Here is a 26,450-nt window from a genome sequence, read left to right on the forward strand (position 1 = left end):
GTGTCCGCTCCCGAACCGGCCTCAAGGACAGGAGCCGGTTCGATACGCGCTACTACATCTCCTCGGCCGATCTCTCCGCCGAGCGGGCCGCTCACGCCGTGCGCGGCCATTGGCTTATCGAGAACGCCCTGCACTGGACGCTCGACGTCGTCTTCAAGGACGACCAGTCGAGACTGCGCAAGGGCCACGGCGCAAACAACATGGCAATCGTCCGCCACTTCGCCCTCAATCTCGTCAAAGCCGTCAACGACAAACGTCCAATCAAGCGCAGACGCAAGATGGCAGCCTGGAGCACCGACTATCTCGCATCGATCCTCGGTCAGCTATCGCGTTAACCTGGATTCGGAGCCCTGCGGGTTTTCCGCTTGCGCTTGCCTTGCGGCCAAATTGCTGTATAGACGCCCGCAATCTGCCGGTCCTTGCTGGGGGCTGAACGGAGGGCCGGAGGTTTTTCGAAAACCTCCGTGTGGGGCCAGAAGCGCTTCCGCCTCCCGTGTCTCCGCTCTCGACCGTCTCGTCATGCTCCTTTCTTCCCCCGCCCCTTCGGGACTAGCGGGTCAGAGAAGTTGCAGAGGCTTTTGCCGCCGGGAACCGGGAGAGAAACGAAGAAAGGCAAAGAACAATATGGCTCTTTACGAACATGTGTTTCTTGCCCGGCAGGACCTCTCGCAGCAGCAGGTCGATGCGCTTGTCGAACAGTACAAGGGTGTCATCTCCGCTAATGGCGGGTCCGTCGGCCGGGTCGAGAACTGGGGACTGAAGTCCCTCACCTACCGGGTCAACAAGAACCGGAAGGCATACTACACGCTGATGGACATCACCTGCCCGCCGGCCGCGCTCAACGAGATGGAGCGCCAGATGGGCCTGTCGGAGGATGTGCTGCGTTTCCTCACCGTCAAGGTCGATGCGCATGAGGAAGGCCCATCGGCGATGATGCAGAAGCGCGAAGAGCGATCGGAGCGAGGCAGCTTCGGCGACCGCGATCGCGGGCCGCGCTCGTTCGGCGACCGCGATCGCGGCGACCGTGGCGATCGTCCGCCGCGCAGCTTCGGTGGCGACGCCGGTGCGGACCGTGGTCCGCGCCGTCCGCGCGAAGGTGTTGAAGGGAGTGCAGAATAATGGTCGACATCAATCAGATCCCGACCCGGCGCCCCTTCCATCGCCGCCGCAAGACCTGCCCGTTCTCCGGCGCCAACGCGCCCAAGATCGACTACAAGGACGTACGTCTTCTGCAGCGCTACATCTCCGAGCGCGGCAAGATCGTGCCGTCGCGCATCACCGCCGTCAGCCAGAAGAAGCAGCGCGAGCTCGCCAAGGCGATCAAGCGCGCCCGCTTCCTCGGCCTGCTGCCCTACGTGGTTCGCTAACGCTCTTTTGAGCGGGTGGTTCGCCGCCCGCTTTTCCCACGGCGACGGGCGCCGCAGGGTTTGCCATCAAATCCCGGGTTGAGGTGAAGACCTCTAACTGCCGCGACAGGCAGGACAGCGACATAGGCGGCGACGCCCTCAGCTTCCTGACCTGTTCCAGACAATTCGGCGTCGATGCCAATGATTGGCGCGCCCATACGAAGGAACAAAACCATGGAAGTCATTCTTCTCGAACGCGTTTCCCGCCTCGGCCAGATGGGCGATACCGTCAAAGTCAAGGACGGATTCGCCCGCAACTTCCTGCTGCCGCAGGGCAAGGCGCTGCGGGCCAACGAAGCCAACAAGAAGAAGTTCGAAGGCCAGCGCGCCCAGCTCGAAGCCCGCAACCTCGAGCGCAAGTCCGAGGCCATGCAGATTTCGGAAAAACTCGACGGCACGAGCTTCATCGCCGTGCGTTCGGCCGGTGAAACCGGTCAGCTCTACGGCTCGGTGTCGACCCGCGACATCGCCGAGCTGCTGACGGCGGAGGGCTTTTCGGTCAACCGCAACCAGATCCTGCTCAACCAGCCGATCAAGACCATCGGTCTTACCAATGTGGCGATCGCGCTGCATCCGGAAGTCGAGGTCACCATCACGCTCAACATCGCCCGCACGGCCGACGAAGCCGAGCGCCAGGCCCAGGGCGAGACGCTGACCACCGCCGAAGCCATCTATGGCGAGGACATCAACGACAATGCGCGCCCGGAGAACTTCTTCGACCCCAATGCCGAGTTCGAGGGTGGCGAAGACAACGCCTGATTACATACGACCGAGCGTCAGAACGGCGCTCCGGTCACTTAGTCGGCTTCCAGTCGTTTCTGGACCAATGCCCGGGCCTCTCGCCCGGGCATTTTTGTGCCAAAAGGAACTTTTCGAAACCCTATATGTTGATGCAGAGTAGGACAGCGTGTCTGACCGAGAGGGGACATTTGGTCATGAATATTCTGTTGAAGCGCGTTCTCGACCGCCTGGTTCGCACCGGCAATCTCAAAGTCACCGGACCGAAAGGCTTTTCGGTGACTTTTGGCGACGGCAGCGGCGAGCCGGTGCACATGCACATCAAGACCGCGCATGCTGAGCGTGCCATCACCTTCGATCCGATGCTGGCGGTGCCGGAAGCCTATATGGACGGAGAACTCGACATACTCGAGGGCGGCGTGCTGGGGGTGATGCGCATCGCCTTCCAGAATATGGGCAGCGGCGGCATCGACGCCACCTGGTCGAAGGCGATCGAGGGCCTGCGCCACGCCTTTCGCCGCCTGCAGCAGATCAATACGGCGGCGCGCGCGCGCCGCAACGTGCAGCGCCATTATGATCTCTCGGGCGACCTTTACCGGCTCTTCCTCGACGATGACATGCAGTATTCCTGCGCCTATTTCGAGCAGCCGGACATGACGCTCGATGAGGCGCAGACCGCCAAGAAGCGCCACATCGCCGCCAAGCTCAGGCTGAAGGCCGGCCAGACGGTGCTCGACATCGGCTCCGGCTGGGGCGGGCTCGGCCTCTATCTCGCCAAGTCCTTCGACGTGGACGTGCAAGGCGTGACGCTGTCGACCGAGCAGCATGGCGTCGCCACCGACCGCGCCCATGCGCAAGGTTTGGAAAATCGCGTGCATTTCGAGTTGAGGGATTACCGCGAGCTCAACGAGCGCTTCGACCGCATCGTCTCGGTCGGCATGTTCGAGCATGTCGGCGTCAATCACTTCCGCACCTTCTTCGAAAAGTCGGCGACGCTGCTCAAGCCGGACGGCGTCATGCTGCTGCACACGATCGGCCGCTCCGGCGTGCCGTGGGCAACCAGCGCCTTCATTCGCAAATACATCTTCCCGGGCGGCTATATCCCCTCGCTCTCGGAAGTCATGCCGGCGATCGAAAAGTCTGGCCTCATCGTTACCGACATCGAGATCCTGCGGCTGCATTATGCCGACACGCTGAAGCACTGGGGCGAGCGCTTCGCCGCCAATCGCGACAAGGCCAAGGCGATCTATGACGAGCGCTTCTGCCGCATGTGGGAGTTCTATCTGGCAGCATCGGAAGCAGCCTTCCGCTGGCAGGATCTTGTGATCTTCCAGATCCAGATCGCCAAGAAGAACGACACGCTGCCGATGACGCGCGACTATATGGCCAAATGCGAGAAGGCGCTTGAGATGCACGACATGGGGCATCGCCCAAAAGCCCCTGCCGCCAAGCCCGCGCGGCGGCGCAAGGTGGCGGATCCGGAATAGACTGCCGGCCGCCACGTCATTGCCGCTTGCCATTGCCTGCCTGCATGCTGAAAAAGGTCTCGCCGTCACCGCGAGACCTTTCTTCATGACCTATCTCATCTACATCGTCGCTGCCCTTGCCGAGATCGCCGGCTGCTTTTCGATCTGGGCATGGTGGCGACTGGAAAAGTCGCCGCTGTGGCTGGTGCCAGGCATGGTCTCGCTCGCCCTGTTCGGCTTCCTGCTGGCGCTGGTAGACATCAGTGCGGCGGGCCGCGCCTATGCCGCCTATGGCGGCATTTACATCGGCGCCTCGCTCGGATGGCTGTGGCTGGTGGAAGGCGTGCGCCCCGACCGCTGGGACCTTGCCGGCGCCGCGCTCTGCATCGTTGGCGCCTCGGTCATCCTGCTCGCGCCTAGGGGAGCGTGAGCCATGGAACTGCCTGTCCCGCTTCGACAGGGTGTCGAGCGTCTCCTCGAAAAAGTGCCGCTGCCGATGCTGAAGCAAGCGGCAAGAACGCTGTCGGACCGCTACCGCGCCGAGTTGCGCGACGGCCGCATGCACATGGCCGAGGAGATGGCGGTCAAGGCCTATCTGGCGACGCGGCTGCCGGCGACCTACGCCGCCGTCCGCGCCAGCCTTGATGCGCTCAGCGAGGCAAGGCCCGATTATGCTCCGAAAACCCTGCTCGATGTCGGCGCCGGCCCTGGTACGGTGCTTTGGGCCACGCTCGATCTCTGGCCCGATCTCGAACAGGCGGTGTTGCTCGAGGCGAGCGCCGCGGTGCGCCGTGTCGGCGAAGCGCTTGCCACTGAGGCGATGACGGCCAAAATCGCTTGGCTGGCCGGCGATGTCACCATCGACCTTGCCGATCTCGAGCCGGCCGAGCTGGTCACCTGCGCCTATGTGCTGGACGAGATCGCGCCGGCGTCGCTGCCAAAGCTCATCGACCGGCTCTGGCAGCTCACCGACGACACGCTTCTGGTCGTCGAACCGGGCACGCCGGCCGGATGGCAGCGCATCCTTGCCGTGCGCCGGCACCTCATCGAGGCGGGCGCGCATGTGCTTGCCCCTTGCCCGCATGAGGCACCCTGCCCGCTCACAGCCCCCGACTGGTGCCATTTTTCGCGCCGTGTCGCACGCTCGCGCCTGCACCGGCTGGCCAAGGACGCCGACGTGCCATGGGAGGACGAGAAATTCATCTATGTCGCCGCCTCGCGGCAAACTGCCTCGTCGCGCGCCGCGCGGGTGATCGCGCCGCCGAAATCCGGTTCAGGCAAGGTTCTGTTCAAGCTTTGCCAAAAGGACGGCAGCGCCGGCGAAAAACTGTTCACCAAGCGCGACGGCGATGCGTTCAGGCTGGCGCGACGGCTCGACTGGGGCGACACAATCTAATCTCGCGTCGATTCCTGATGCAGCTTCCTCCTCTCCGATTTTGTTCTTGATTTGTTCGATGCATCGCGTAGAATCGCGACCTTGCTGAGTCAACTGGAATCGAGGCACGGGAATTCTGTCCTGTGGACGGTTTGCCGTTCCTGTGAACAGCGGGCATCAAGGCAAGTTCGACGCGCACTGATGCAGATAAGTCAGCACCGGTTTTTTCTCGTTCTGATATCGAGAAGCCGGGATCAAGAACCGGGGACATCATGGCAGAGGCAGCGCGAAAATTCGGCGTGGCGGAGCAACCGCTTTATCGCGAGGCGCCAAACAATATCGAGGCCGAGCAGGCGCTGCTCGGCGCCATCCTCGTCAACAACGATGCCTTCTACCGCGTCTCGGACTTCCTCAAGTCAGGCCATTTCTACGAGCCGCTGCACAGAAAAATCTTCGAGGTCGCCGCCGAACTCATCCGCATGGGCAAGATAGCGACGCCGATCACGCTGAAGACCTTCCTGCCGGCCGACGAGAAGGTCGGCGACATGACGGTTGCGCAATATATCGTGCGATTGGCCGTCGAGGCGGTCACCGTCGTCAACGCCGCCGACTATGGCCGCGCCATCTACGATCTCGCCACACGGCGCGCGTTGATCACCGTCGGCGAAGACATGGTCAACATCGCCTACGATGCGCCGGTCGACATGTCGCCGTCCGAGCAGATCGAGGATGCCGAACGGCGCCTGTTCGAACTGGCCGAGACCGGCCGCTACGATGGCGGCTTCGAGAGCTTCACCGATGCGGTGAAAACCGCCGTCGACATGGCCAATGCCGCCTATATGCGCGACGGGCACCTGTCGGGCGTCGCCACCGGCCTGCGCGATCTCGACCGCCGCATGGGCGGCCTGCAGCCGTCCGACTTGATCATCATCGCCGGCCGCCCCGGCATGGGCAAGACCTCGCTCGCCACCAACATGGCGTTCAACATCGCCGAGGCCTATGTGCCGGCACAGCAGGCCGACGGCTCGTTCAAGGCGGCCAATGGCGGCGTCGTCGGCTTCTTCTCACTCGAAATGTCGTCGGAACAGCTCGCCACCCGCATCATTTCCGAGCAGACCGAAATCCCGTCGTCAAAAATCCGCCGCGGCGAGATTTCCGAAATGGATTTCGAAAAGCTGGTCGCCTGCTCGCAGACCATGCAGAAAATCCCGCTGTTCATCGACCAGACCGGCGGCATCTCGATCGCTCAGCTTTCGGCGCGCGCGCGGCGGCTGAAGCGCCAGCGCGGCCTCGACGTCATCGTCATCGACTATATCCAGCTGATGCAGGGGTCGAGCGCCAAGGCCTCGCAGAACCGCGTGCAGGAAATCACCGAGATCACCACCGGCCTGAAGGCGCTGGCCAAGGAGCTTGCCGTGCCGATCATCGCGCTGTCGCAGCTGTCGCGTCAGGTCGAAAGCCGCGACGACAAGCGCCCACAGCTCTCGGATCTGCGCGAATCGGGTTCGATCGAGCAGGACGCCGACGTGGTGATGTTCGTCTACCGCGAGGAATACTATCTGAAGAACCGCGAGCCGAAGCCCGGCACCGACGAATATATCAAATGGGAAAACGAGATGAACGAGATGCGCGGCAAGGCCGAGGTCATCGTCGCCAAGCAGCGCCATGGGCCGACCGGCTCGGTCAGCCTCGCCTTCCAGGGCGAGTTCACCCGCTTCTCCGACCTCGCCGAGGAGCATCACCTGCCGGATCGGTTCGAGTAGCCGCTTGAGACAGGTCTCATTCCGTCGCGCCCCCCTCTGTCCTGCCGGACATCTCCCCCTCTTGGGGGGAGATTGGCAGTTTCGATCCAGCCGCACACTTTGCAACACTAATGATTGGCGAAATCCGCCGCGACATTCGATCTCCCCCCTTGAGGGGGAGATGTCCGGCAGGACAGAGGGGGGCGCTGTCCCGCCGGCCTATCCGTCGTTTGCATCTGCCACACCCGAACCGGGGCACGCCTGATGGCCAAGTCCCGCGTTCAGTTCATCTGCCAGAATTGCGGATCGGTGCATCAGCGCTGGGCCGGCAAATGCGATGCCTGCGGCGAGTGGAATACGCTGGTCGAGGAAGGCACGTCCGGCGGCATCGGCTCGGGGCCGGCCAACTCGCGCAATGCGCGCAAGGGCCGCGCGGTGGTGCTCACGACGTTGTCCGGCGATATCGAGGACGCGCCACGCATCGTTTCCGGCATCGGCGAACTTGACCGCGCCACCGGCGGCGGTTTTGTCCGCGGTTCGGCGCTGCTGGTCGGTGGCGACCCGGGTATCGGCAAGTCGACGCTATTGACCCAGGCCGCAGCCGCACTCGCGGCAAAAGGCCATCGCATCGTCTATGTCTCCGGCGAGGAGGCCGTTGCCCAGATCCGGCTGCGCGCGCAACGGCTCGGCGTCGCCGACACTCCGGTGGAGCTTGCCGCCGAAACCAATGTCGAGGACATCCTCGCCACGATCGCCGACGGCCGGCGACCGGATTTGGTGATCCTCGATTCGATCCAGACCTTGTGGACCGACATGGCCGATTCTGCGCCCGGCACCGTTACCCAGGTGCGCGCCGCCGCCCAGGCGATGATCCGCTATGCGAAATCCACAGGGGCGGCGATCGTGCTGGTCGGCCACGTCACCAAGGAAGGCCAGATCGCCGGGCCGCGCGTCGTCGAGCACATGGTCGACGCGGTGCTTTATTTCGAGGGCGAAGGCGGCCACCACTACCGCATCCTGCGCACGGTCAAGAACCGCTTCGGGCCGACCGACGAGATCGGCGTCTTCGAAATGTCTGACATGGGCCTGCGCGAGGTCGCCAATCCGTCCGAGCTTTTTCTCGGCGAACGCCATGCAAAAGCGCCGGGCGCGGCGGTTTTCGCCGGCATGGAAGGCACCCGCCCGGTGCTGGTCGAGATCCAGGCACTCGTGGCGCCGTCGTCGCTGGGCACGCCCCGCCGCGCCGTCGTCGGCTGGGACGGCGCCCGGCTGTCGATGATCCTCGCCGTCCTCGAAGCCCATTGCGGGGTCCGCTTCGGTACCCACGACGTCTATCTCAATGTTGCCGGCGGCTACCGCATTTCGGAGCCGGCCGCCGATCTGGCGGTAGCGGCCGCGCTGGTTTCCTCGCTCACCGGTCTTGCCCTTCCGGCCGATTGCGTCTATTTCGGCGAAATCAGCCTTTCGGGCGCCGTTAGGCCGGTTGCGCATGCGCAGCAGCGCCTGAAGGAAGCCGAAAAGCTGGGTTTCGGAAGCGCGGTTCTGCCCTTGGGCAGCGAGGAACTTGCCGGGGGGATAGGGGCCGGCGCTTTCCAGCCCACCGGGCTTGCCGATCTCGTGGCGCGCATAGCCGGCTCACGGCGCAGCCGCGCCGACGAGCAAGAGTGACGCGGCTCGCCCGAGTCGTGAAAAAGAGACCGGAGTGGGGCAAAAGACATGCCGATTACGCTGCTTGACGGAATACTCGTCGGCTTCACCTTGGTCTCGGCGATGCTCGCCATGGTTCGCGGCTTTTCGCGCGAGGTCCTCTCCATCATCTCCTGGATAGCGGCGGCGGCAGCGGCGTTCTTCTTCTACAGACCGGTCCTGCCTTATGTTCAGCCCTATGTCGACAATGAGAAGGTTGCCATGGTGGCCGCCGCCGGCATCGTCTTCATCATCGCGCTGATCGTCGTTTCCGTCATCACCATGAAGCTTGCCGACTGGATCATCGATTCCAGGATCGGCGCGCTCGACCGCACGCTCGGTTTCCTCTATGGCGCGGCGCGCGGCATCCTGGTCGTCGCGGTGGCCCTGCTGTTCTTCAACTGGCTGGCCGGCGAGAAGGCTCCGGGCTGGGTCGCCAACGCCAAGTCGCGACCGCTGCTCGAATCGATCGGCGCCAAGCTCGAAAGCCTGCTGCCCGAGGATCCGGAAAACGCGATCCTCAACAGGCTCAACCCGAATCAGCCGGCACCCGAGACCGGTGCCGAGACACCTCCGGCGGCGGATGCACCCGCGGCGGACACGCCAGCAACCGGCGACGAGACCGATGCTCCGGCACCCGACGACAGCGGAACCGACGCGCCACCGGCCGACAATGCACCGGCCAATCCGGCGCCGGCAAACTAACGACCATGTGAACGCTGCAAACTCTACGTTGCTCTCTGGCAGTCATCACACTATATAGCGACTTTAGCGGAGCTGAAGATGGCAGACGCAGACGACGTGCTTTCCGCCGAAGCCGACGATCATTTCCATGACGAATGCGGTGTGTTCGGTATTTTTGGCCGACAGGACGCCGCAGCTATCGTCACGCTCGGCCTGCATGCGTTGCAGCATCGCGGCCAGGAAGCGGCCGGCATCGTTTCCTACGACGGCACCCAGTTCCATGTCGAACATCATGTCGGCCTGATCGGCGACACCTTCACCAAGCAGCGCGTCATCGACAGCCTGCAGGGCAACCGCGCCATCGGCCACACGCGCTATGCCACCACCGGTGGCGCCGGCCAGCGCAACATCCAGCCGTTTTTCGCCGAGCTCGCCGAGGGCGGTTTCGCCGTCGCCCACAACGGCAACCTCACCAACGCCATGACCGTGCAGCGCGCGCTGCAGAAACAAGGCGCGATCTTCTCGTCGACCTCCGACACCGAGACGATCTTGCATCTGGTCGCCACCAGCAAGGAACGCGATCTCAACTCGCGCTTCATCGATGCGGTGCGCCAGGTCGAGGGTGCTTTCTCGCTGGTGGCGATGACGGCAAAGAAGATGATTGGCTGCCGCGATCCGCTCGGCATCCGCCCGCTAGTGCTCGGCGATCTCGACGGTGCCTGGATCCTGGCTTCCGAAACCTGCGCGCTCGACATCATCGGCGCGCGTTTCGTGCGCGACCTGAAGCCCGGCGAGATGGTCGTCGTCACAACCAAGGGCATCGAGAGCCTGTTTCCCTTCGAGCCGCAGAAAACCCGCTTCTGCATCTTCGAATATGTTTATTTCGCGCGTCCGGATTCGTCGGTCGAAGGCCGCAACGTCTACGAGGTGCGCAAGCGCATCGGCGCCGAGCTGGCGCTCGAAAGCCCGGTCGAGGCCGATATCGTCGTGCCGGTGCCGGACAGCGGCACCCCGGCGGCGATCGGCTTTTCGCAAGCCGCGGGCATCCCTTTCGAGCTCGGCATCATCCGCAATCACTATGTCGGCCGCACCTTCATCCAGCCCGGCGATTCGATCCGCCACATGGGTGTCAAGCTCAAGCACAACGCCAACCGCCGCATGATCGAGGGCAAGCGCGTGGTGCTGGTCGACGATTCGATCGTGCGCGGCACCACCAGCCAGAAGATCGTGCAGATGGTGCGCGATGCCGGCGCCAAGGAAGTGCACATGCGCATCGCCTCGCCGCCGACACGTGCCTCCTGCTTCTACGGCGTCGACACGCCGGAGAAGTCGAAGCTGCTGGCGTCGCGCATGTCGGTGGAAGAGATGGCCGAGTTCATCCGCGTCGATTCGCTCGGTTTCCTCAGTATCGACGGGCTCTACCGCGCCGTCGGCGAGGCTGGCCGCGACAATGAGCAGCCGCAATTCTGCGACGCCTGCTTCACCGGGCAATATCCGACCCGGCTTGCCGACTTCGAAGGCTCCGACAATGTGCGCACGCTGTCGCTCTTGGCGGCGGGCGGTTCGTAGGGTCTTGCTGCAGCCGTGAACGTCGCCAGCGTGAAAGTTTCTTCGGGATCGCTTTGTCGCGCCCCCCTCTGTCCTGCCGGACATCTCCCCCACTTGGGGGGAGATCGGCTTTCATCTCCACTTTCGCCACACCTTGCAGGTTGGGCGCCGTCGGTGCGGCAGGGAGATGTCCGGCAGGACAGAGGGGGGCGCCGTAGAACGCTAACCTTCGGAGCTGCCCGGTGACCCCTGCCCTCGACCTTTCCGGCCGCGTCGCGGTCGTCACCGGCGCCTCGCGCGGCATCGGCTACTTCATCGCCAAGGAACTTGCCGCCGCCGGCGCCCATGTCATCGCCGTAGCCCGCACCGTCGGCGGGCTGGAAGAGCTTGACGACGAGATCAAGGCGGCCGGCGGACAGGCGACGCTGGTGCCACTCGACCTCGCCGACATGGCCGGCATCGACCGGCTGGGCGGCGCCATCCACGAGCGTTGGGGCAAGCTCGACGTCCTCGTCGCCAATGCGGGCGTGCTCGGCGTCATCTCGCCGATTGGCCATGTCGAGGCCAAAACCTTCGAAAAGGTAATGACCATCAACGTCACCTCGACATGGCGGCTGATCCGCTCGGTCGACCCGCTGCTCAGGCTCTCCGACGCTGGCCGGGCCATCGTGCTTTCCTCCAACGCTGCCCATTCGGCGCGGGCCTTCTGGGCGCCCTATGCGGCGTCGAAGGCGGCGGTCGAGACGATGATGCGTTCCTGGGCGCATGAGGCGGAAAACCTGCCGCTCAGGGTCAATGCCGCCGACCCCGGCGCCACCCGCACCGCCATGCGGGCGCAGGCCATGCCCGGCGAGGATCCGGAAACGCTGCCGCATCCCTCAGAGATCGCTAAACGCATCGTGCCGCTGGCCAGCCCCGCGCTCAAGGAAACCGGCCTGATCTTCCAGGCCAAGCACAACCGCTTTGTCGCCTACCGGCAGCCGGAGTAGACGCACCGCGCATTTTGACGGAAGAATTGCGCCGCCACCGACGTTGTTGGAATGTTCGCAAACGGAGGACCACCATGCGCAAACTGCTTCTCGTCACCGCCGCTGCATCACTGGTAGCCATCGGCGTCGCATCGTCGCAGGACGCGACGATGAGTTTCTTCGTCACCAGCGTCGGTTCGGGCAAGGGCGCCGATCTCGGCGGCCCGGCGGGTGCCGATGCGCATTGCGCCTCGCTGGCTGAAGCCGCCGGCGTTACCGGCAAGACTTGGGCTGCCTATCTCTCGACCAGCACGGAGGACGCGCGCGACCGCATCGGCAAGGGGCCGTGGTTCAACGCCAAGGGGGTCAAGATCGCCGATGATGTCGCTTCGCTGCATAGTGATGCCAATGCCATCACCAAGCAGACGGCGCTCGACGAAAAGGGCGAAGTGGTCAACGGCCGCGGCGACAAGCCCAACCGACACGACGTGCTGACCGGATCCACGCCCGACGGCACGAAAATCGCCGACCAGACCTGCGGTGACTGGACGCTCAGTGGAGCAGAAGGTGCGGCAATGACGGGCCATCACGACCGCACGGGCCTCGACGATTCAGCCGCCGCCAAATCGTGGAATTCCTCGCACGCTTCACGCGGCGGCTGCAGCCAAGAAGCGCTGAAGAGCACCGGCGGCGACGGCCTCTTCTACTGCTTTGCCGTGAACTGAGCTGTCCCGGCCTTACGCGGCTGTAATGCCGCGGCCGCGTCCGGCGGACGCTTTCGTCGATCGCCCGCGGTTGATAGGATTGTCTGATTCCCACAACAACTGAGGAAATTCCCATGGCGGCTTCGAGCGTAGCGTTGGTCTGGTATCTGGTAGTCGCCGGCCCGCAGGGCGGCATGGTGGTGCTGCCCAGCACGTTCGACACCCGCGAACAATGCACCTCCGCCATTACCGAATACCAGAAGCAGCCGACGCCGGCCGGCTGGACGGTGCAGTGCGTGCCGAGCGCCTCGCCGTTCGCCGACGAAGGCGAAAGCGAGTAGCCAGCGGCGGATTTTCAGCGCCGCGCGCTCACCGTCAGTTCCGGCTTCTGATTGATGGTCTGGAACACCACGCAATAGCGTTCGGTCAGCTTGAGCAGCGTGTCGATGCGCTCTTGTGGCTCGTCGCTGTCGAGGCTGAAATTCAACCGGATGGCGCGGAAGCCGACTGGCGCATCCCTTGCCACACCTAAAGTGCCGCGAAAATCGAGATCGCCTTCGGCCACCACCTTGCAGGCGATCGACTGGTCGTCGATCGAGCCCCGGGCCCTGAGCGTGATCAGCGCGCTCGACGCGTCGTTGCGATAGGCCTCCTTGAGCGGTGCCTGCATGGCCTTCAGCCCGGTGGCGTCCATGTCCAACCCTCCTCGACAGTCATTCTTCATTCGCCCGTCGCGACACTCGATGGAACCGGTACGGCCTGAATTTCGATCTCACGACATTTGGATCAGAGTGACAAGCTGTCCAGACATGGCTGTGTCATTTGACAGGGTGCCTGTTCATGCCACCTGGGGCCGCCAGGCGATGACGCCGTCCGTCCGAGCGCGTACCTCGGATGAGGCCAGGCAGGTGGCGACGGCCTCGTAGCCGGGCGTGCCGGGGTACGGGGCGACATGCGTTGGCGGGCTGTGATTGGCGGGGCAGAGGACGATCGCTTCGTCGGTGCCGACGGCCACCAGGTCCAGTATCGCGCAGGAGCGTGTGAGCAGAAAAAGTGGTCGACCACCGGGGCCACGGCGGCGCAGATGGGCAATCAGGGCCTCTTGCGAAGCCTGGTCCAGCCCCCGTTCGATCATGTCGACGACCAGCATGGACGGGCCTTCGGCTTCCAGTCCGGCGAGCAGGGCGATCAGTGCGTCCGACACCGTGGCGCCGTCCTCGACGAGCCAGGCCAGCGTCTCATCGACCCGCGACCTCAGAGCTGGATCGGCGTCCATGCGAGCCAGAGCCACCGCACAACCATCCGCCAGTCGGTCCAAGCCAAGGAAGGCGGTGTTGGGCAGGGTCTCGGCCAGGCGCTGCGCCAGCCGGGTCTTGCCACTGCCTAGCGGACCGATGATGTAGTTCAGCGGTCGGATAGGCTCGAAGCGCTCGCCACCCCAAGGCCAGGGAAGGTCGAAAGCGACGCTGAGCGTGACGTGTGGCGCCATCAGGCGCGTCAGTTCCCCGGCGGTTGGCGCCTCGCCTTGAGCGAGATCATCCCGTAGGCTACCGATCTTCTCTATAGTGCCCACAAGCTGGCGCAGTCGGTCTTCGAGTGCTGCCTGGTGCGCGGCCAAGACCGGCTCCAAGCCCCGCGAGTCGCCCTCCAACACCCGCGCCACCTGGGCGAGGCTGAAGCCAAGCGCGCGCAGGGCCGCGATCTCGGCGGCGCGACCCATCTCGACAGGACCGTAGGCCCGCCATCCGGCCGCGGTGCGGATTGGAGCGATCAGGCCACGCTGCTCATAGAGCCGCAGGGCTTTGGCCGACACCCCGAGCCGGCCGGCGGCTTCGGAAGCATTCAGGAACTGGGCGGAAGGGCTCATGAATCACCTCGTGCTGTTGTCCGCCCTTTCTATCGGGGCTGTCCCAGGGGCCGAGTCAACAGGGATGTTCGCGGTGTGCTCCGCCGGAGCCGTGTCGAACTGCGACATCGGCTTGATGATATGAACCGACTTGAGCAACCAAGCCCTGTTCAGCCATGGCTAGTCTGGGCTTTCGCGATCTGGGGCGATGTGCCGCGCCGCGAAGTGTTCCTCGCCCTGATCGTCGCGACCGGCCTGCTGATCATCGGCAACGAGCATTTCCGCAAGCGAATGTAGGATGCGGCAATCCCTGCTGACGGTATAGTGTCAGGACAAGGCAGGGTAGTCTGGTGACATGACGGGATCCCTAAGCATGCCAGGCACCATCGACACCGCTGCCGAGCGCACCCTTGGCATCATCCTGGTTTCGGCGTCGGCGGCAGTGTTCGGCCTCACCGGCGTATTGACCAAGTCGATCCACGCCGACCCGCTGACCATCACCTGCTGGCGCGGCTTCGTCGGCTCGATCCTGATCACGCTTTATGTGCTTTGGCGGCGCCGCCGCTCCGGCGGGCGTGAAAGCCTGCGCCTCGGCTGGCGCGGCTGGCTGCTGGCGATCGAGGGCGCGCTCGCCAGCATCGCCTTCATATCGGCGTTCAAGTTCACCTTCGTTGCCAATGTCGCGATCATCTACGCCACCGCGCCCTTCGTCACCGCGCTGCTTGCCTTCATGCTGGTCCGTGAGCGCTTCCGGCCGCAGACGCTTGCCGCCGCCGCCGTGTCGCTCAGCGGCGTGGCGATCATGGTCTGGTCCGGCTTCGGTACCGGCCATCTGTTCGGCGACGGGCTGGCGCTGCTGATGACAATCGGCGCCGCGCTCTACATGATCATGGTGCGTGCTTTCCGCGACACGCCTGTGGTGTGGGCCGGAGCGGTATCGGCGTTTCTTTTGTTCGTGCTCGGCTGGTTCGTCACCGACCCATTGGCGGTCTCGGCCAGAGACGCCGTGCTGCTCGTCGCTTTCGGGATGTCCTTCGCGCTGGCCTCTATCCTGTGGACGGAAGGTGCGCGGCTCATCCCGGCCGCCGAATCCGGCCTGCTGGGCTCGGCTGAAGTGCCGTTCGCGATCCTGTTCGCCTTCCTGTTCCTGGCCGAGATCCCGCCGGCCGCCAGCATGATCGGCGGCGTCATCGTGCTTTGCGCAGTGTTCGCCCATGCCGGGTGCGACTGGCAAGCGGCGAGGCAGCGCTCCGCCTGAGAAATCTGCCCCCTGAGATAAATTTGCGCCAGATAAATTTGCAAAGTCACGGAACCATCATCGGGTTCAGGCATTGTTGGATCGACGGGTCACCCCCAAGTCCCCCCAAACCCCTCGGCCCGTCAACCTATAGCCGACCGCAAGGTCGGCTTTTTCTTTGGGCGTCAGGCTAGGGCCAAGGGAAGGCTGCCGCTGATCAACGCGGCCAGGTCCTGCGCTGGCCGGTCGGCCCCCTCGCGCCGCCGGATGGCGAATTCTGCAGCGGGGACCGACGGCAGGCCAAGATCGCGCGGCGCCTCGACGATGCCGGAATGAGCGAACCGCGCCGTCCTCAGCGTCAGCGCGATGCCGGCATTCACCGCTGTGCGCAGTCCGGCCAGGCTGGCGCTGCCGGCGGCGATGCGGTAGCGGCGGCCGGCCGCATCAAGTGCCGCGATTGCCGCGTCGCGAAAGCCGCAATGCGGGTCGAGCAATGCCAACGGCACCTCGTCCTGGCGCGAGACCAGCCCCTTTTGCGAACAGAGCCAGATCATAGGCTCGCGGAGCACGCCAACCTCGTCGGGCGCTGACGCCTGGCGCATGGCGATCGCCAGATCGAGGGTGCCGGATTGCAGCGCCTGCGCCAATTCGGCGGAGCGGCCGACGCGCAATTCGATCCTGACGCGCGCATGACTCATGGCGAAGGCCCTGAGCAAATCCGGCAGGCCGCTGTCGGCGAAATCCTGCGTCGTGCCGATGGCGATGCGCCCGTCGGCCCGCGCGCCGTTGAGCGCCAGCCACGCCTCGCGATGCGCGGCCAGGATGCGCCGCGCATGTCCGACCAGATCCTCGCCGGCTAGCGTCAAGCCGCGCCCTCGCCCCTGCGACACCAAAAGCGGTTCGCCGACAATGTCCTCCAGCCGCTGCATCTGCGCCGTCACCGCCGAAGGCGAGCGGCCAACGATCGATGCCGCCTGCGCCAGCGAGCCGCCATCGACGAAGGCGAGAAAAGTTTTGAGGAGATCGGGATCGAGCGTCTGCATAATTCAATATTATCGAAGTGTTACTCAAAAACAATTCGATTTTTCCGATGCTAGAACCGTGACATGGTTTTCTCCACGCCGCGAGACAAAACCCAGGAGAAGAGATATGCCGATCATCAATGTCAGCGTCACCGGCAGGCCCGATGCCGCTCTGTCCGCCACCATAGCGCGGGAGGTGAGCGAACTGACCGCGACGCATCTGCGCAAGGATCCCACCATCACGGCAGTCGCCATATCCTATCTCGACCCGCAGCACTGGTTCGCCGGCGGCAAGTCAATGGCCGAGCACGGCGCGAAGACCTTCTGGCTCGACATAAAGGTGGTCGACGGTACCAACACCAAGCTCGAACTGGAAGGCTATCTCAAGGCGATCTTCGCCGCCTTTGGCCGCATGCTGGGTCAGACGCACGAGGAAAGCTACGCCTTCGTGCATGAGGTGCCGGCCGCTGCCTATGGCTATGGCGGCAAGACACAGGAATTCCGCTTCATCAGCGGGAGGTTGAAAGCGGCGTGAGCCCCTCCATCGATCCACACTCATCCCGCAGGCGCTCTCTGCCGCAAGGACAGATAGGCACGCACTTTTACTGGCGGGTTAGGCCAGTAAGGCTAAGGAACCGCACCTCCGCATTGACGTTGAGCCCACTTCGGCTAGGTTCTCACCGAAGCGCCCGCCAAAGAGGCGCGACGTGAAGAACGTTGGGAGAGATGCGGCCATGATCCTGACACTGGCGCTGCTTGCGGGCCTCGTTGCGGCCTGGCTGCTGATCGGCGTGGTGGAGAAATTCCGCCTCGGCCTGCGCTTCATCCAGGCGCTGCTATATGTGCCATTCAAGCTCGCCTACCGGGTTGCCGACGGCCGTATCAAGATCGCCCGCAACGCAGCCGCCCCGGTCATCTACGTCATTTCGCATCAGTCGCGCCTCGAACCGGCGCTGATGCTGTCACTGCTGCCGGAAGACACGCTGCATATCCTCGACGAGGGCTCGGCGCGGTCGCCCTGGCTCGAACCCTGGCGTGAGCTTGGCCGCACCATCGCCTTCAACGCCGAGCATGTGTTCGTCAGCCGGCGGCTGGTGCGGGTGCTGAAGGGCAAGGGCCGCCTCGCCGTCTACCTGCCGGATACGGTCGAGCCTGATGTCAGGACATTTCGCCTGTTTCGCGCCGTCACCCGCATCGCGATGCAGGCCGACGCCCGCATCGTGCCGATCTTCGTCGCTGGAGCGCGAACTCTGCCGGCATCGCTGACGCCGGCGGACAAGGCGCCGCGGCTCTGGTTTCCGCGCCTGTCGATCAGTGTGCTGGAGCCGCTGACCATCGCCGAGCTGGTGGCGCGAAACCCTGATCTGTCCTCGAACACCAATGCGCTGTTCGACCGTTTTGCCGAGGCCCGGCTTTTCGGCAGCGATCTTGATCGCGGCCTGTTTCTCGCCATACGCGACGCCGCCGACCGGGTCGGCGCCTCACATCCTATCGTCGAAGACGTGATCAGCGGCGCGCTGAGCTACAGAAAGCTGTTCATCGGCGCGCGGGTGCTGGGCCGCCGCTTCGAGGCTGTGACGGCGCCGGGCGAAGCGGTTGGACTGCTGCTGCCCAACGCCAACGGCGTCGTGCTGTCGTTCATTGGCCTGTTGTCGGCGAGCCGGGTGGCGGCGATGATCAACTACACCGCAGGCCCGGCCAGCGTCACCGCGGCCGTGCGCACGGCCGAAATCCGCACCGTGGTCTCGTCGCGAGCCTTTGTCGACAAGGCCAGCCTCGCTGACATCGTCGCGGCGGTGGAAGAAGGCGGCGCCAGGCTGCTATGGCTGGAGGATGTGCGGGCCAGCGTAACCGTGCTGGACAAGCTCGCCGCCGCTTTGCTATGGCGCCTGCCGCTGCAGCGGCAGGACGCGGCCAAGCCGGCGGTGGTCCTGTTCACCTCAGGCTCGGAGGGCACGCCCAAGGCGGTGGTGCTGTCGCATAGGAACCTTCTCGCCAACGCCATGCAGGCCGAAGCCCGCATCACCATCTCGCCGGCCGACATCCTGCTCAATGTGCTGCCGGTGTTCCACTCGTTCGGGCTCACCGGCGGCACCATCCTGCCGCTGGTCACCGGGGTAAAACTGTTCCTCTACCCCTCGCCGCTTCACTACAAGCTGATCCCCGAGGTCGCGCGCAAGGCAAGGCCGACCGTCATGTTCGGCACCGACACGTTCCTCGCCAACTATGCGCGCACCGCCAAGGATGACGATTTCTCCAGCCTGCGCTTCATCGTCGCCGGTGCGGAGGCGGTGAGACCGGAGACGCGCCGTGTCTACCGTGAACGCTTCCAGGCCGAGATTATCGAGGGTTTCGGGCTGACCGAGGCAGCGCCCGTTGTGGCCGTCAACACAGCCATCCATGGCCGCGACGGCACGGTCGGGCGGCTGTTGCCGGCCATGCGGATGAAACTCGAACCGGTCGAGGGCGTCAGCGGCGCCGGACAGTTGTGGCTCGATGGGCCGAACCTGATGATGGGCTACATGACAGCAGATCGACCCGGCGAATTGCAGCCGCGCGACGGCTGGCACGATACCGGCGACATCGTTTCAGTCGACCGCGAGGGCTTCCTCACCATCTGCGGCCGGGCCAAGCGCTTCGCCAAGATCGCCGGCGAGATGGTGTCGCTGGGCGCGGTCGAGATGCTGGTGCAGTCGCTATGGCCGGAAGAGCACCATGCCGTGGTGGCAGTTCCGGACAAACGCCGCGGCGAGCGCATCGTGCTGGTCACCACCGCCAATGACGCCGACCCCGACGAATTGCGCACGTTCGGAAAAAAGGCCGGTGCCGCCGACCTGATGGTGCCTAACGACATCGTCAAGGTCGAGGAAATCCCGGTTCTGGGTTCGGGCAAGACCGACTACGTCTCGACCCGCCAACTGGCGATCAACCGGCTAGGGCTCAGCGAGGCAGCTTAAAGCGCGTCGCGACTGAAAGAACCCGTGCGGCGCGCTTTAAATTCTTGTTCTTATGCATGTCGTTATCCCAAAACCGCTGCGCACTTTTGGGCGACATGCATTAGAGAACCACCACCGACAACAGCAGGATGACGCCGACCGCCATCATCAGCAGGCCCGGCCAGTTCTGCGACAGGCCGAGGAAACCGAGGCCGCGCCGCCGCGGCTCAAGTGTCGGGCCTGGCGTTGCGAGCTTTGGGGTCGGGCGATCCGGCGCCGTGCGAACAGGCTCCGGATCGCTGAGCCGCCCACGCCCGAGGGCTGCGCCAGCCATGTACACAACGCCAACGACAATGAGCAACGCACCGATGAGGACGACAGCCATTTCTCCTCGCTCTTCTCCAGGCGCTGCACCTGGGACAGCAGCTTGAGAGATCAGTGGCGAGGCATTTCGCGAGTTCGCGCCTCGCCCGCTGAGACAGAACGGTCAACATGCCCGGCAGGTTCCCGCGCCAGGTGACTGCCGGAGCGAATTGGCGACGGTCAGCCGATGTCTGAAGGCGGCACCTTCTCGCCTTCGCGCTTGGCACGCCTCGAATAGGCGCGGACGCTGAACGGCAGGAAGATCAGATAGCCGGCGACCGACGCCGTCAGCGTGTACCAGGGATAGGTCATCAACAGCAGGATGTAGAGGACGACGCCGAGGATGATCGGCAGCACCCTGTCGCCCGGGACTTTCAGGCTTTTGCCGGAATAGACCGGCAGCCGACTGACCAGCAGGAAGGCGACCAGAATGGTAAAGCCGGTGGCGACGTAGGCTGCAGGGCGGGACGGCTCCAGGCCAAGCCGCAGGAAGTACAGATAGAGCGGCAGCATCACCAGCACGGCGCCCGCCGGCGCTGGCACACCGACGAAATATTCGACCTGCCACTGCGGCCGATCGGTCTCTTCGTCGAGCACGTTGAAGCGAGCAAGCCTAAGCCCGCAGGCGATGGTGAACAGGAGCGCGGCAATCCAGCCCGGCGAGCCGGCCCGGTCGAGCAGGAAGGCATAGAGCACCAGTGCGGGTGCTACGCCGAAATTGACGATGTCGGCCAGCGAATCCATCTGCGCGCCGAATTTGGACGTCGCCTTCAGCATCCGCGCCAGGCGGCCGTCGATGCCGTCGAGGAAGGCCGCGAGCAGCACCATCACCACCGCCGGCTCGAAACGGCCTTCGAAGCCGAAGCGGATGCCGGACAGGCCGGCGCAGATGGCGAGCACGGTGACGAGATTGGGCAGCACCATGCGCATCGGGATTTCACGGATGTGCGGGCCGCCGCCGCCATGCGCCTCGAATTTCTTGAATGGCGCGCCCACGGCTCAGGACACCCGCACGAGCGGCGTTGCGGCGACACCGCCGAATTCGGCCAGTATGGTCTCACCGCCAACCGCGGTCTGGCCGACGGCGACACGCGGTGTCGCCGTCGAGGGCAGGAACACGTCGACGCGCGAGCCGAAGCGGATCAGCCCGAAGCGCTCGCCGATGCCGATCGTACCGCCGGCCTCTGCCCAGCAGACGATGCGCCGTGCCACCAGGCCGGCGATCTGTACTGCTGCCACCGTGCCGTTCGGGCTTTCGATGACCAGGCCGTTGCGCTCGTTGTCGACACTCGCCTTGTCGAGCGCGGCGTTGAGGAATGCGCCCGGCCGATGCTCGATCCTTGTGATGCGGCCGCGCACCGGAGCGCGGTTCAGATGGCAGGAGAAGACGTCCATGAACACCGAGATGCGGGTCATTTCGGTGGCGCCGAGTCCGAGTTCGCGCGGCGGCACAGCCGGACCGACCGCGGTGATGATGCCGTCGGCCGGGCTCACCACCAGCCGGTCGTCGACAGGCGTGACGCGCTCCGGATCGCGGAAGAAATAGACGCACCAGGCCGTCAGAATGAGGCAGATCCAGAACAGGATCGAAGAGAAATAACCGAGGAAAAGCGTCACCGCGGCGAACGCCGCGATGAACGGATAGCCTTCGCGATGGATCGGAACGAACGTTTTCTTGATCGTGTCGACGATGTCCATGGAATGGAAACAGCCCTAATTTCAAGTCCGGCCTCAATAGCGGAAACACCTTGTGGCCGCAACGCGGCAATCGGCGAAGGCACACCGCACTGCGGCTGCGGGCGTTGACGTCGATGTGACAGCTTCCTCTGCCCCTGCCGGACATCTCCCCCCATTTGGGGAGATTGGCGCTCCATCGCCCTACGACACCTCCGAGGGGCGGCGGCGGACGACGACGCCGAGTTCGTCGCTCTCGCGCGCAATGCGCAGCCGCTCCTCGGCCTCCGTGGCTTCACGCTGGCGGTCCCACATCGAGGCGTAGAGGCCAGCCTTGCGCATCAAGGCGGCATGAGTGCCGCGCTCGGCGATCTGGCCGTCCTGCAGCACGATGATCTCGTCGGCCGAAATCACCGTCGACAGCCGGTGCGCGATGACGATGGTGGTCCGGCCCTGGCTGACGAGATCGAGCGCCGCCTGGATCTCCTGTTCGGTATGGCTGTCCAGCGCCGAGGTCGCCTCGTCGAGCATCAGGATCGGCGGCGCCTTCAGGATGGTGCGGGCAATCGCCACGCGCTGCTTCTCACCGCCGGACAGTTTCAGCCCGCGCTCGCCGACCATCGAACGGTAGCCGTCGGGCAGCCGCTCGATGAACGGCCCGATCTGAGCGAGTTCGGCCGCCTTGCGGACGTCCTCCTCGCTGGCATCGATGCGGCCGTAGCGGATGTTGTAGGCGATGGTGTCGTTGAACAGCACGGTGTCCTGCGGCACCATGCCGATCGCCGCGCGCAGGCTCTCCTGCGTTACGTCGCGAATGTCCTCGCCATCGATCAGGATCTTGCCGCCCTGGATGTCGTAAAAGCGGAACAGGAGTCGCGAAATGGTCGACTTGCCGGCGCCCGACGGCCCGACAATGGCAACCGTTTTGCCAGCCGGCACGTCGAAGCTGATCCCTTTCAGGATCTTGCGGTTGGGATCGTAGGAAAAATGCACGTCGCGGAACTCGACCTTGCCGGCGCCGACGACCAGCGGCTTGGCATCTGGTTTGTCGACGATCTCCTGCGGCACATCGAGCAGGTCGAACATCTGCTCGATGTCGGTCAAGCCTTGCCGGATCTCACGGTAGATGAAGCCGATGAAATTGAGCGGCACCGATAGCTGCATCAGCATGGCGTTGATGAAGACGAAGTCGCCGACAGTTTGTGTGCCAGCCTGCACCTCCAGCGCCGAAAGGCACATGACGATGACCGTGCCGAGGCCGAAGATGACGCCCTGGCCGAAGTTCAGCCAGCCAAGCGAAGTCCAGATCTTGGTCGCGGCGATCTCGTAGCGCGCCATCGAACGGTCGAAGCGCTGGGCCTCCATGGCCTCGTTGTTGAAATACTTGACCGTCTCGAAATTGAGCAGCGAGTCGATCGCCTTGGTGTTGGCGTCGGTATCGCTGTCGTTCATGTCGCGGCGGATACCGATGCGCCAGTCGCTCGCCCTGACCGTGAACCAGACATAGAGCCAGACCGTGACCGCAACGACCGCGACATATTTCCAGCCATAGGCATAAGCGAAAATGCCGGCTGTCAGCGCGAACTCGAGGATGGTCGGCAAGGTGTTGAGCACGGTGAAGCGAACGATCGTCTCGATACCCTTGGTGCCGCGCTCGATAATGCGCGACAGGCCGCCGGTGCGGCGTTCGAGATGGAAGCGCAGCGACAGTTGATGCATGTGAATGAAAGTGCGGAAGGCGAGCTGGCGCACCGCATACTGCCCGACGCGGGCAAATAGCGCGTCGCGCAGTTGGTTGAAGCCGAGCTGCAACAGCCGCACGACATTGTAGGCGACGACCAGCATGACCGGCGCCAGCAGGAAGGCCGGCAGCGGCGGCACCGACCTGGCGTCGCCGGCCAGCGCATCGGTCGCCCATTTGAAGAAATAGGGACCGGCAACCAGCGTCAGCTTGGCGACGACCAGAAGCACGGTCGCCCACAACACTCGTGCCCTGAGGTCGGCGCGATCGGCCGGCCACATGTAGGGCCAAAGGTTGCGCAATGTCTTGAAGGTCGAACCGGAGTCGGCGGAAACAGTTTTTTCGGCCATTTTTATTGCCTTTTTTATATCTTATTGCCTGACCACGAACGTAGGTTAGCGCAGCAAAAACCGGCTTCCATTTTTCGCTGACGCGGCCCCTTCGGTTCGGGATCATGGTCTAGCGGCCGGAGCAGCAGGAAGTGACAAGCTCGGCCAGCGATGCGGAAACATCGGCGAGCGCATCGCTGTCGACTTGATAGCGCGAGCGTTGCCGGTCCGGTTCGTAGCGGACGAGCCCGGCGTCGACCAATATCTTCAGGTGCTGCGAAACGGTGGACTGCGCCAGGTCGAGATGGTCGACGACCTCGCGGCAGCAGCAGGAGCGGCTGGCCGAAAGATGCCTGAGAATCTCGATCCGCGCCGGATGCGAAAGCGCGGCAAGTTTCGCGGCAACGGACTGGCTGTCGGCGAAGCCGCAGGTTTTCTCGATCAGAGGAGTGTTCATCGTCTATCGCCGATAGACGATGAACAAACTTTCCGCAAGAGACCCGTATAAGAAAATTAATTTCTGCAGGGTCTTGAACGCCTAACTGATCTTGAACGTCTAGTTGGGTTTGGTCGGGGCCGTCGTCATCTGGTCGCCCATCGCCTCGAGGTCGGCGGCTTCGCCTTCCCGCGATTTTTCCGGGACCTTGAACACCTGACCCGGCCAGATGCGGTCGGGATCGCTGATCTGATCCTGGTTGGCGAGGTAGATTGTCGAGTAGCGCATGCCTTGGCCATAGACGCGCCGTGAAATCTGCCACAGCGTATCGTGGCGGCGGATGATGACGGCGCCATCGGCATGCTCGAGCTGGGGCGCCGTCGTCTCAGGAATTTTGGCCGGAGGCGTCGCCGCCACTCCGGCCGGCGCTTCGGTAGCGGGAGCAGGAGGCGCGGTCGCGTCAGCGGCGGGCGGCGTGGCTGGCTGAACCTCGGCTGGCTTCGGCTCGGTGGGTGCCACGGCGGCGACCGACTCGCCTGGCTCCCGCTCGAACGGCACGGCGGCACGGGCCACCACCTTGACCCCGTCAGCATGGAGTGCGTCGACATGAATCGTGTAGGTGCCGACTGGAATGTCGCGCGTCGCCTCAACCAGGAAGTGGCCATCGGGCGAGGTTTTGGCGTCGCCGAGCAAGATATCGTTTGCATAGGCGCGCACCTTGCGGCCGGGGTCGGCGAGGCCGGCGACGAAGATCTTGTTGCCGTCGATCTCTATCGCTTCGACGACGATCTTTGGCCCTGCAGCTGGTGTTGCGGGTGCCGGAGATGTTGCCGGAGCCGGCGCGGGTGCGGCTTCCACGACAGCCGGCGCAGTAGCAGGCGCCGGTGCGGCTGGCGCTGGTGCGGCGGCGGCTGGCGCCTCGGGGGCCGGTGCAGCCGCCTGATCGCTGGTAGCCGGCGCGACAGGCTTTGTCTCGGGCTCTGGAACCGTCAGTAGTTCAGACGGCTTGCCCGGCTCCTCGACCATGGCCAGCACCTGGCCGGCCGGATTCTGGGGAATCGAGACGACGGCGGTCTGAACCGAGGGGGTTACGACATTGTCGGGCGTCGTCGAACGCAGCGTGATCGTGTAGTCGCCGGACTTCAGCGGATCGTCGAGAACGATGGCAAAGGCGCCATCGGAACCGGCGACCGTCGAGCCGAGAACCGTCGAACCGTTGAGGATCTCCACCTTGGCGTTGGGCTCCGCATTGCCGGCGACGACGATGGAACCATTGCTTTCGACCCGCACGACATCGAAACTCGGAGCGATCGCCCCGGCTACGGCCGGTGCCGTCACTGGCGCTGCCGGTGCCATCGCACCCGACGCGGACGGAAGCTGTCCCTCGGCCGCCGGCTCGGCCGGCTTCTCTGCCGGCGGCGTCAGCGAGGCAACTTCCGGCGGCGGCGCGCGATTGAGATATGGGTCGAGCGCGCCCGACACATAGGCGGTTCCCGCCGCGGCGACGGAGCCGCCGGCGACGAACAAAAACGCCTTCAATGGATTAATTGCCATATATTTTCCTGCCCCTTAGCCACCTAATGCCGGTCTAGCCTGTTTTGCCCAAACCGACAAGAAAAACGGGGCCGACAAGAAGAAGGGGGCCGACAAGAAAAAGCCCGCCCGGGCTTGACCACGAATAAAGACCCAATCACCAATCATTCCATGAATACGATTCGATCCGTCTGCGTCTATTGTGGCTCGTCTCCGGGCCGCGATGAAACCTATGCCAAGGCCGGACACCTGCTTGGGCGTTCGATCGCCAAATCCGGCCTGCGTCTGATCTATGGCGGCGGCACCAGAGGCATCATGGGAGCCGTTGCCGAAGGCGCGTTGCGGGCTGGCGGCAAGGTGACGGGCATCATTCCACGCTTCCTGATCAACAGGGAGGCCACCGAAACCGCGCTTGATAGGCTCGACGAGCTCGTGATCACCGACAACATGCACGAGCGCAAGCACAGCATGTTCGAGAAATCCGACGCCTTTGTGGCGCTGCCCGGCGGCATCGGCACTGTCGAGGAAATCATCGAGATCATGACCTGGGCGCAGCTCGGCCATCATCGCAAGCCAATCGTCTTCGGCAACGTTGGCGGATTCTGGGATCCGATGCTGGCGCTGCTCGACCATATGATGGCCGAGGGCTTCATCCACACCGCGCAGCGGGTCAAACCACTGGTGGTCGAAGACCCGGAAGCGATCGTCGCCGCCATCATGGTCGCTGGATCGTCGGTCGATGCGCCCACCGAGGGTGTGCAGTCGGTGATCGACAAGCTCTGAGCTGCTGTCAAGAAACCGTCACACGAAACCGGGTTCGCCCGTGCTAGGAATCACAGTCCGGCCGCCACCGCGCGGCGCCGTATCCGAGAACCTGGCGAAGCGACCATGAATATCGCTCTCAACGCGGAAGGCAGCGAGCTATCGCCTTATCTGCCCGACGAGCATGGGCTGTTCTTCATCTATCATTTCACCGCCGAAGGCCCCGAACCAAAGACCCGGCCGCCACGCACTGG

The 26,450-nt window shown here is 64.2% G+C and carries 28 protein-coding genes; 19 read left to right on the forward strand and 9 right to left on the reverse strand.

The genetic code is table 11. From position 1 onward, the window contains the following. The 14 genes from IQ26_RS12845 to IQ26_RS12915 form a co-directional block, all read left to right on the forward strand. Positions 1-335, forward strand: a 335-nt coding sequence (locus IQ26_RS12845) for an ISAs1 family transposase (RefSeq protein ID WP_145716890.1), incomplete at its 5' end; no start/stop codon positions are given. A gap of 289 nt (positions 336-624) precedes the next feature. Beyond that, positions 625-1,119 (forward strand): 30S ribosomal protein S6, encoded by a 495-nt coding sequence (gene rpsF / locus IQ26_RS12850; RefSeq protein WP_145717486.1) that lies wholly within the window; start codon positions 625-627, stop codon positions 1,117-1,119. After that, the gene (gene rpsR, locus IQ26_RS12855) at positions 1,119-1,367 is read left to right on the forward strand and encodes a 30S ribosomal protein S18 (RefSeq protein WP_006203718.1); all 249 of its coding nucleotides are present in this window, start codon (positions 1,119-1,121) and stop codon (positions 1,365-1,367) included. The genes rpsF and rpsR overlap by 1 nt, the downstream gene beginning before the upstream one ends. Before the next feature lie 213 nt (positions 1,368-1,580). Then, on the forward strand, positions 1,581-2,165 hold the full coding sequence (rplI, locus tag IQ26_RS12860) for a 50S ribosomal protein L9 (protein ID WP_145717488.1): 585 nt from the start codon (positions 1,581-1,583) through the stop codon (positions 2,163-2,165). A gap of 176 nt (positions 2,166-2,341) precedes the next feature. Beyond that, a complete protein-coding gene (locus IQ26_RS12865) occupies positions 2,342-3,631 on the forward strand; it encodes an SAM-dependent methyltransferase (protein WP_145717490.1) in 1,290 nt (429 codons plus the stop codon). An 85-nt stretch (positions 3,632-3,716) separates the two neighbouring features. Next, the gene (locus IQ26_RS12870) at positions 3,717-4,040 is read left to right on the forward strand and encodes a YnfA family protein (RefSeq protein ID WP_145717492.1); all 324 of its coding nucleotides are present in this window, start codon (positions 3,717-3,719) and stop codon (positions 4,038-4,040) included. A 3-nt stretch (positions 4,041-4,043) separates the two neighbouring features. Continuing rightward, entirely contained in the window at positions 4,044-5,006 is a 963-nt protein-coding gene (locus tag IQ26_RS12875; RefSeq protein WP_145717495.1) for a small ribosomal subunit Rsm22 family protein, read from the forward strand. A gap of 251 nt (positions 5,007-5,257) precedes the next feature. Next, positions 5,258-6,748, forward strand: coding sequence for a replicative DNA helicase (locus tag IQ26_RS12880; protein ID WP_145717497.1), 1,491 nt, complete (start codon positions 5,258-5,260; stop codon positions 6,746-6,748). 243 nt (positions 6,749-6,991) lie between these two features. Continuing rightward, positions 6,992-8,395 carry a DNA repair protein RadA gene (gene radA / locus IQ26_RS12890; RefSeq protein WP_145717499.1) on the forward strand — a complete coding sequence of 468 codons (1,404 nt, stop codon included), beginning with the start codon at positions 6,992-6,994 and terminating at the stop codon, positions 8,393-8,395. 48 nt (positions 8,396-8,443) lie between these two features. Next, positions 8,444-9,118 (forward strand): CvpA family protein, encoded by a 675-nt coding sequence (locus IQ26_RS12895; RefSeq protein WP_145717501.1) that lies wholly within the window; start codon positions 8,444-8,446, stop codon positions 9,116-9,118. Between the two features lie 78 nt (positions 9,119-9,196). Beyond that, the gene (purF, locus tag IQ26_RS12900) at positions 9,197-10,666 is read left to right on the forward strand and encodes an amidophosphoribosyltransferase (protein WP_145717503.1); all 1,470 of its coding nucleotides are present in this window, start codon (positions 9,197-9,199) and stop codon (positions 10,664-10,666) included. A gap of 221 nt (positions 10,667-10,887) precedes the next feature. Beyond that, positions 10,888-11,634 carry an SDR family NAD(P)-dependent oxidoreductase gene (locus IQ26_RS12905; RefSeq protein WP_145717505.1) on the forward strand — a complete coding sequence of 249 codons (747 nt, stop codon included), beginning with the start codon at positions 10,888-10,890 and terminating at the stop codon, positions 11,632-11,634. 74 nt (positions 11,635-11,708) lie between these two features. Continuing rightward, entirely contained in the window at positions 11,709-12,338 is a 630-nt protein-coding gene (locus tag IQ26_RS12910; RefSeq protein WP_145717507.1) for a hypothetical protein, read from the forward strand. A gap of 113 nt (positions 12,339-12,451) precedes the next feature. Next, on the forward strand, positions 12,452-12,658 hold the full coding sequence (locus tag IQ26_RS12915; protein ID WP_126040584.1) for a hypothetical protein: 207 nt from the start codon (positions 12,452-12,454) through the stop codon (positions 12,656-12,658). A 14-nt stretch (positions 12,659-12,672) separates the two neighbouring features. Here the strand turns inward: IQ26_RS12915 and IQ26_RS12920 are convergent, their stop codons facing one another. Together IQ26_RS12920 and IQ26_RS12925 are read right to left on the reverse strand one after the other, a co-directional pair. After that, entirely contained in the window at positions 12,673-13,011 is a 339-nt protein-coding gene (locus IQ26_RS12920; protein WP_145717510.1) for an OsmC family protein, read from the reverse strand. A gap of 144 nt (positions 13,012-13,155) precedes the next feature. Then, complete coding sequence (locus IQ26_RS12925; RefSeq protein WP_145717512.1) at positions 13,156-14,184, reverse strand: MerR family transcriptional regulator; 1,029 nt, start codon at positions 14,182-14,184, stop codon at positions 13,156-13,158. A 120-nt stretch (positions 14,185-14,304) separates the two neighbouring features. On the opposite strand from IQ26_RS12925, the gene IQ26_RS12930 reads away from it, so the two are divergent. Both IQ26_RS12930 and IQ26_RS12935 read left to right on the forward strand, forming a co-directional pair. Beyond that, a complete protein-coding gene (locus IQ26_RS12930) occupies positions 14,305-14,460 on the forward strand; it encodes a hypothetical protein (RefSeq protein WP_240547100.1) in 156 nt (51 codons plus the stop codon). A gap of 76 nt (positions 14,461-14,536) precedes the next feature. After that, entirely contained in the window at positions 14,537-15,421 is an 885-nt protein-coding gene (locus IQ26_RS12935) for a DMT family transporter (RefSeq protein ID WP_145717514.1), read from the forward strand. A gap of 164 nt (positions 15,422-15,585) precedes the next feature. On the opposite strand, the gene IQ26_RS12940 is transcribed toward IQ26_RS12935, so the two are convergent. Next, positions 15,586-16,443 (reverse strand): LysR substrate-binding domain-containing protein, encoded by an 858-nt coding sequence (locus IQ26_RS12940; RefSeq protein ID WP_145717516.1) that lies wholly within the window; start codon positions 16,441-16,443, stop codon positions 15,586-15,588. A 106-nt stretch (positions 16,444-16,549) separates the two neighbouring features. On the opposite strand from IQ26_RS12940, the gene IQ26_RS12945 reads away from it, so the two are divergent. Beyond that, the gene (locus IQ26_RS12945; protein WP_145717518.1) at positions 16,550-16,957 is read left to right on the forward strand and encodes a tautomerase family protein; all 408 of its coding nucleotides are present in this window, start codon (positions 16,550-16,552) and stop codon (positions 16,955-16,957) included. Positions 16,958-17,156: 199 nt separating this feature from the next. After that, positions 17,157-19,379, forward strand: a complete 2,223-nt coding sequence (locus tag IQ26_RS12950) for an AMP-binding protein (RefSeq protein WP_145717520.1) — start codon at positions 17,157-17,159, stop codon at positions 19,377-19,379. A 100-nt stretch (positions 19,380-19,479) separates the two neighbouring features. Here the strand turns inward: IQ26_RS12950 and IQ26_RS12955 are convergent, their stop codons facing one another. From IQ26_RS12955 to IQ26_RS12980, 6 genes are all read right to left on the reverse strand, one after another. Beyond that, a complete protein-coding gene (locus IQ26_RS12955) occupies positions 19,480-19,743 on the reverse strand; it encodes a hypothetical protein (RefSeq protein WP_145717521.1) in 264 nt (87 codons plus the stop codon). Positions 19,744-19,901: 158 nt separating this feature from the next. After that, complete coding sequence (locus IQ26_RS12960) at positions 19,902-20,717, reverse strand: CDP-alcohol phosphatidyltransferase family protein (protein WP_126040569.1); 816 nt, start codon at positions 20,715-20,717, stop codon at positions 19,902-19,904. Positions 20,718-20,720: 3 nt separating this feature from the next. After that, positions 20,721-21,419 (reverse strand): phosphatidylserine decarboxylase, encoded by a 699-nt coding sequence (locus tag IQ26_RS12965; protein WP_145717522.1) that lies wholly within the window; start codon positions 21,417-21,419, stop codon positions 20,721-20,723. A 180-nt stretch (positions 21,420-21,599) separates the two neighbouring features. Then, positions 21,600-23,486 (reverse strand): ABCB family ABC transporter ATP-binding protein/permease, encoded by a 1,887-nt coding sequence (locus IQ26_RS12970; RefSeq protein WP_145717523.1) that lies wholly within the window; start codon positions 23,484-23,486, stop codon positions 21,600-21,602. Positions 23,487-23,595: 109 nt separating this feature from the next. Next, the gene (locus IQ26_RS12975; RefSeq protein ID WP_145717524.1) at positions 23,596-23,922 is read right to left on the reverse strand and encodes an ArsR/SmtB family transcription factor; all 327 of its coding nucleotides are present in this window, start codon (positions 23,920-23,922) and stop codon (positions 23,596-23,598) included. A 99-nt stretch (positions 23,923-24,021) separates the two neighbouring features. Next, complete coding sequence (locus IQ26_RS12980) at positions 24,022-25,455, reverse strand: Ig-like domain-containing protein (RefSeq protein WP_145717525.1); 1,434 nt, start codon at positions 25,453-25,455, stop codon at positions 24,022-24,024. 150 nt (positions 25,456-25,605) lie between these two features. Here IQ26_RS12980 and IQ26_RS12985 point away from each other — a divergent pair, with 150 nt between their 5' ends. Beyond that, positions 25,606-26,217 (forward strand): LOG family protein, encoded by a 612-nt coding sequence (locus IQ26_RS12985; protein ID WP_126040556.1) that lies wholly within the window; start codon positions 25,606-25,608, stop codon positions 26,215-26,217. The last annotated feature ends 233 nt before the right edge of the window (positions 26,218-26,450 follow it).

This window comes from Mesorhizobium tianshanense (assembly GCF_007830515.1).
Classification (GTDB): Bacteria; Pseudomonadota; Alphaproteobacteria; order Rhizobiales; family Rhizobiaceae; genus Mesorhizobium; species Mesorhizobium tianshanense.

Excerpts from the sequence above, each read along its gene's own strand:
- purF (WP_145717503.1), top strand. The coding sequence starts at position 9,197 with ATGGCAGACGCAGACGACGTGCTTTCCGCCGAAGCCGACGATCATTTC.
- IQ26_RS12895 (WP_145717501.1), top strand. The coding sequence starts at position 8,444 with ATGCCGATTACGCTGCTTGACGGAATACTCGTCGGCTTCACCTTGGTC.
- IQ26_RS12880 (WP_145717497.1), top strand. The coding sequence starts at position 5,258 with ATGGCAGAGGCAGCGCGAAAATTCGGCGTGGCGGAGCAACCGCTTTAT.
- radA (WP_145717499.1), top strand. The coding sequence starts at position 6,992 with ATGGCCAAGTCCCGCGTTCAGTTCATCTGCCAGAATTGCGGATCGGTG.
- IQ26_RS12915 (WP_126040584.1), top strand. The coding sequence starts at position 12,452 with ATGGCGGCTTCGAGCGTAGCGTTGGTCTGGTATCTGGTAGTCGCCGGC.
- IQ26_RS12875 (WP_145717495.1), top strand. The coding sequence starts at position 4,044 with ATGGAACTGCCTGTCCCGCTTCGACAGGGTGTCGAGCGTCTCCTCGAA.
- IQ26_RS12910 (WP_145717507.1), top strand. The coding sequence starts at position 11,709 with ATGCGCAAACTGCTTCTCGTCACCGCCGCTGCATCACTGGTAGCCATC.
- IQ26_RS12980 (WP_145717525.1), bottom strand. The coding sequence starts at position 25,455 with ATGGCAATTAATCCATTGAAGGCGTTTTTGTTCGTCGCCGGCGGCTCC.
- rpsR (WP_006203718.1), top strand. The coding sequence starts at position 1,119 with ATGGTCGACATCAATCAGATCCCGACCCGGCGCCCCTTCCATCGCCGC.
- IQ26_RS12870 (WP_145717492.1), top strand. The coding sequence starts at position 3,717 with ATGACCTATCTCATCTACATCGTCGCTGCCCTTGCCGAGATCGCCGGC.
- IQ26_RS12935 (WP_145717514.1), top strand. The coding sequence starts at position 14,537 with ATGCCAGGCACCATCGACACCGCTGCCGAGCGCACCCTTGGCATCATC.
- IQ26_RS12925 (WP_145717512.1), bottom strand. The coding sequence starts at position 14,184 with ATGAGCCCTTCCGCCCAGTTCCTGAATGCTTCCGAAGCCGCCGGCCGG.
- IQ26_RS12985 (WP_126040556.1), top strand. The coding sequence starts at position 25,606 with ATGAATACGATTCGATCCGTCTGCGTCTATTGTGGCTCGTCTCCGGGC.
- IQ26_RS12920 (WP_145717510.1), bottom strand. The coding sequence starts at position 13,011 with ATGGACGCCACCGGGCTGAAGGCCATGCAGGCACCGCTCAAGGAGGCC.
- IQ26_RS12955 (WP_145717521.1), bottom strand. The coding sequence starts at position 19,743 with ATGGCTGTCGTCCTCATCGGTGCGTTGCTCATTGTCGTTGGCGTTGTG.
- IQ26_RS12930 (WP_240547100.1), top strand. The coding sequence starts at position 14,305 with ATGAACCGACTTGAGCAACCAAGCCCTGTTCAGCCATGGCTAGTCTGG.
- rplI (WP_145717488.1), top strand. The coding sequence starts at position 1,581 with ATGGAAGTCATTCTTCTCGAACGCGTTTCCCGCCTCGGCCAGATGGGC.
- IQ26_RS12970 (WP_145717523.1), bottom strand. The coding sequence starts at position 23,486 with ATGGCCGAAAAAACTGTTTCCGCCGACTCCGGTTCGACCTTCAAGACA.
- IQ26_RS12950 (WP_145717520.1), top strand. The coding sequence starts at position 17,157 with ATGATCCTGACACTGGCGCTGCTTGCGGGCCTCGTTGCGGCCTGGCTG.
- IQ26_RS12865 (WP_145717490.1), top strand. The coding sequence starts at position 2,342 with ATGAATATTCTGTTGAAGCGCGTTCTCGACCGCCTGGTTCGCACCGGC.
- IQ26_RS12975 (WP_145717524.1), bottom strand. The coding sequence starts at position 23,922 with ATGAACACTCCTCTGATCGAGAAAACCTGCGGCTTCGCCGACAGCCAG.
- IQ26_RS12940 (WP_145717516.1), bottom strand. The coding sequence starts at position 16,443 with ATGCAGACGCTCGATCCCGATCTCCTCAAAACTTTTCTCGCCTTCGTC.
- IQ26_RS12965 (WP_145717522.1), bottom strand. The coding sequence starts at position 21,419 with ATGGACATCGTCGACACGATCAAGAAAACGTTCGTTCCGATCCATCGC.
- IQ26_RS12945 (WP_145717518.1), top strand. The coding sequence starts at position 16,550 with ATGCCGATCATCAATGTCAGCGTCACCGGCAGGCCCGATGCCGCTCTG.
- rpsF (WP_145717486.1), top strand. The coding sequence starts at position 625 with ATGGCTCTTTACGAACATGTGTTTCTTGCCCGGCAGGACCTCTCGCAG.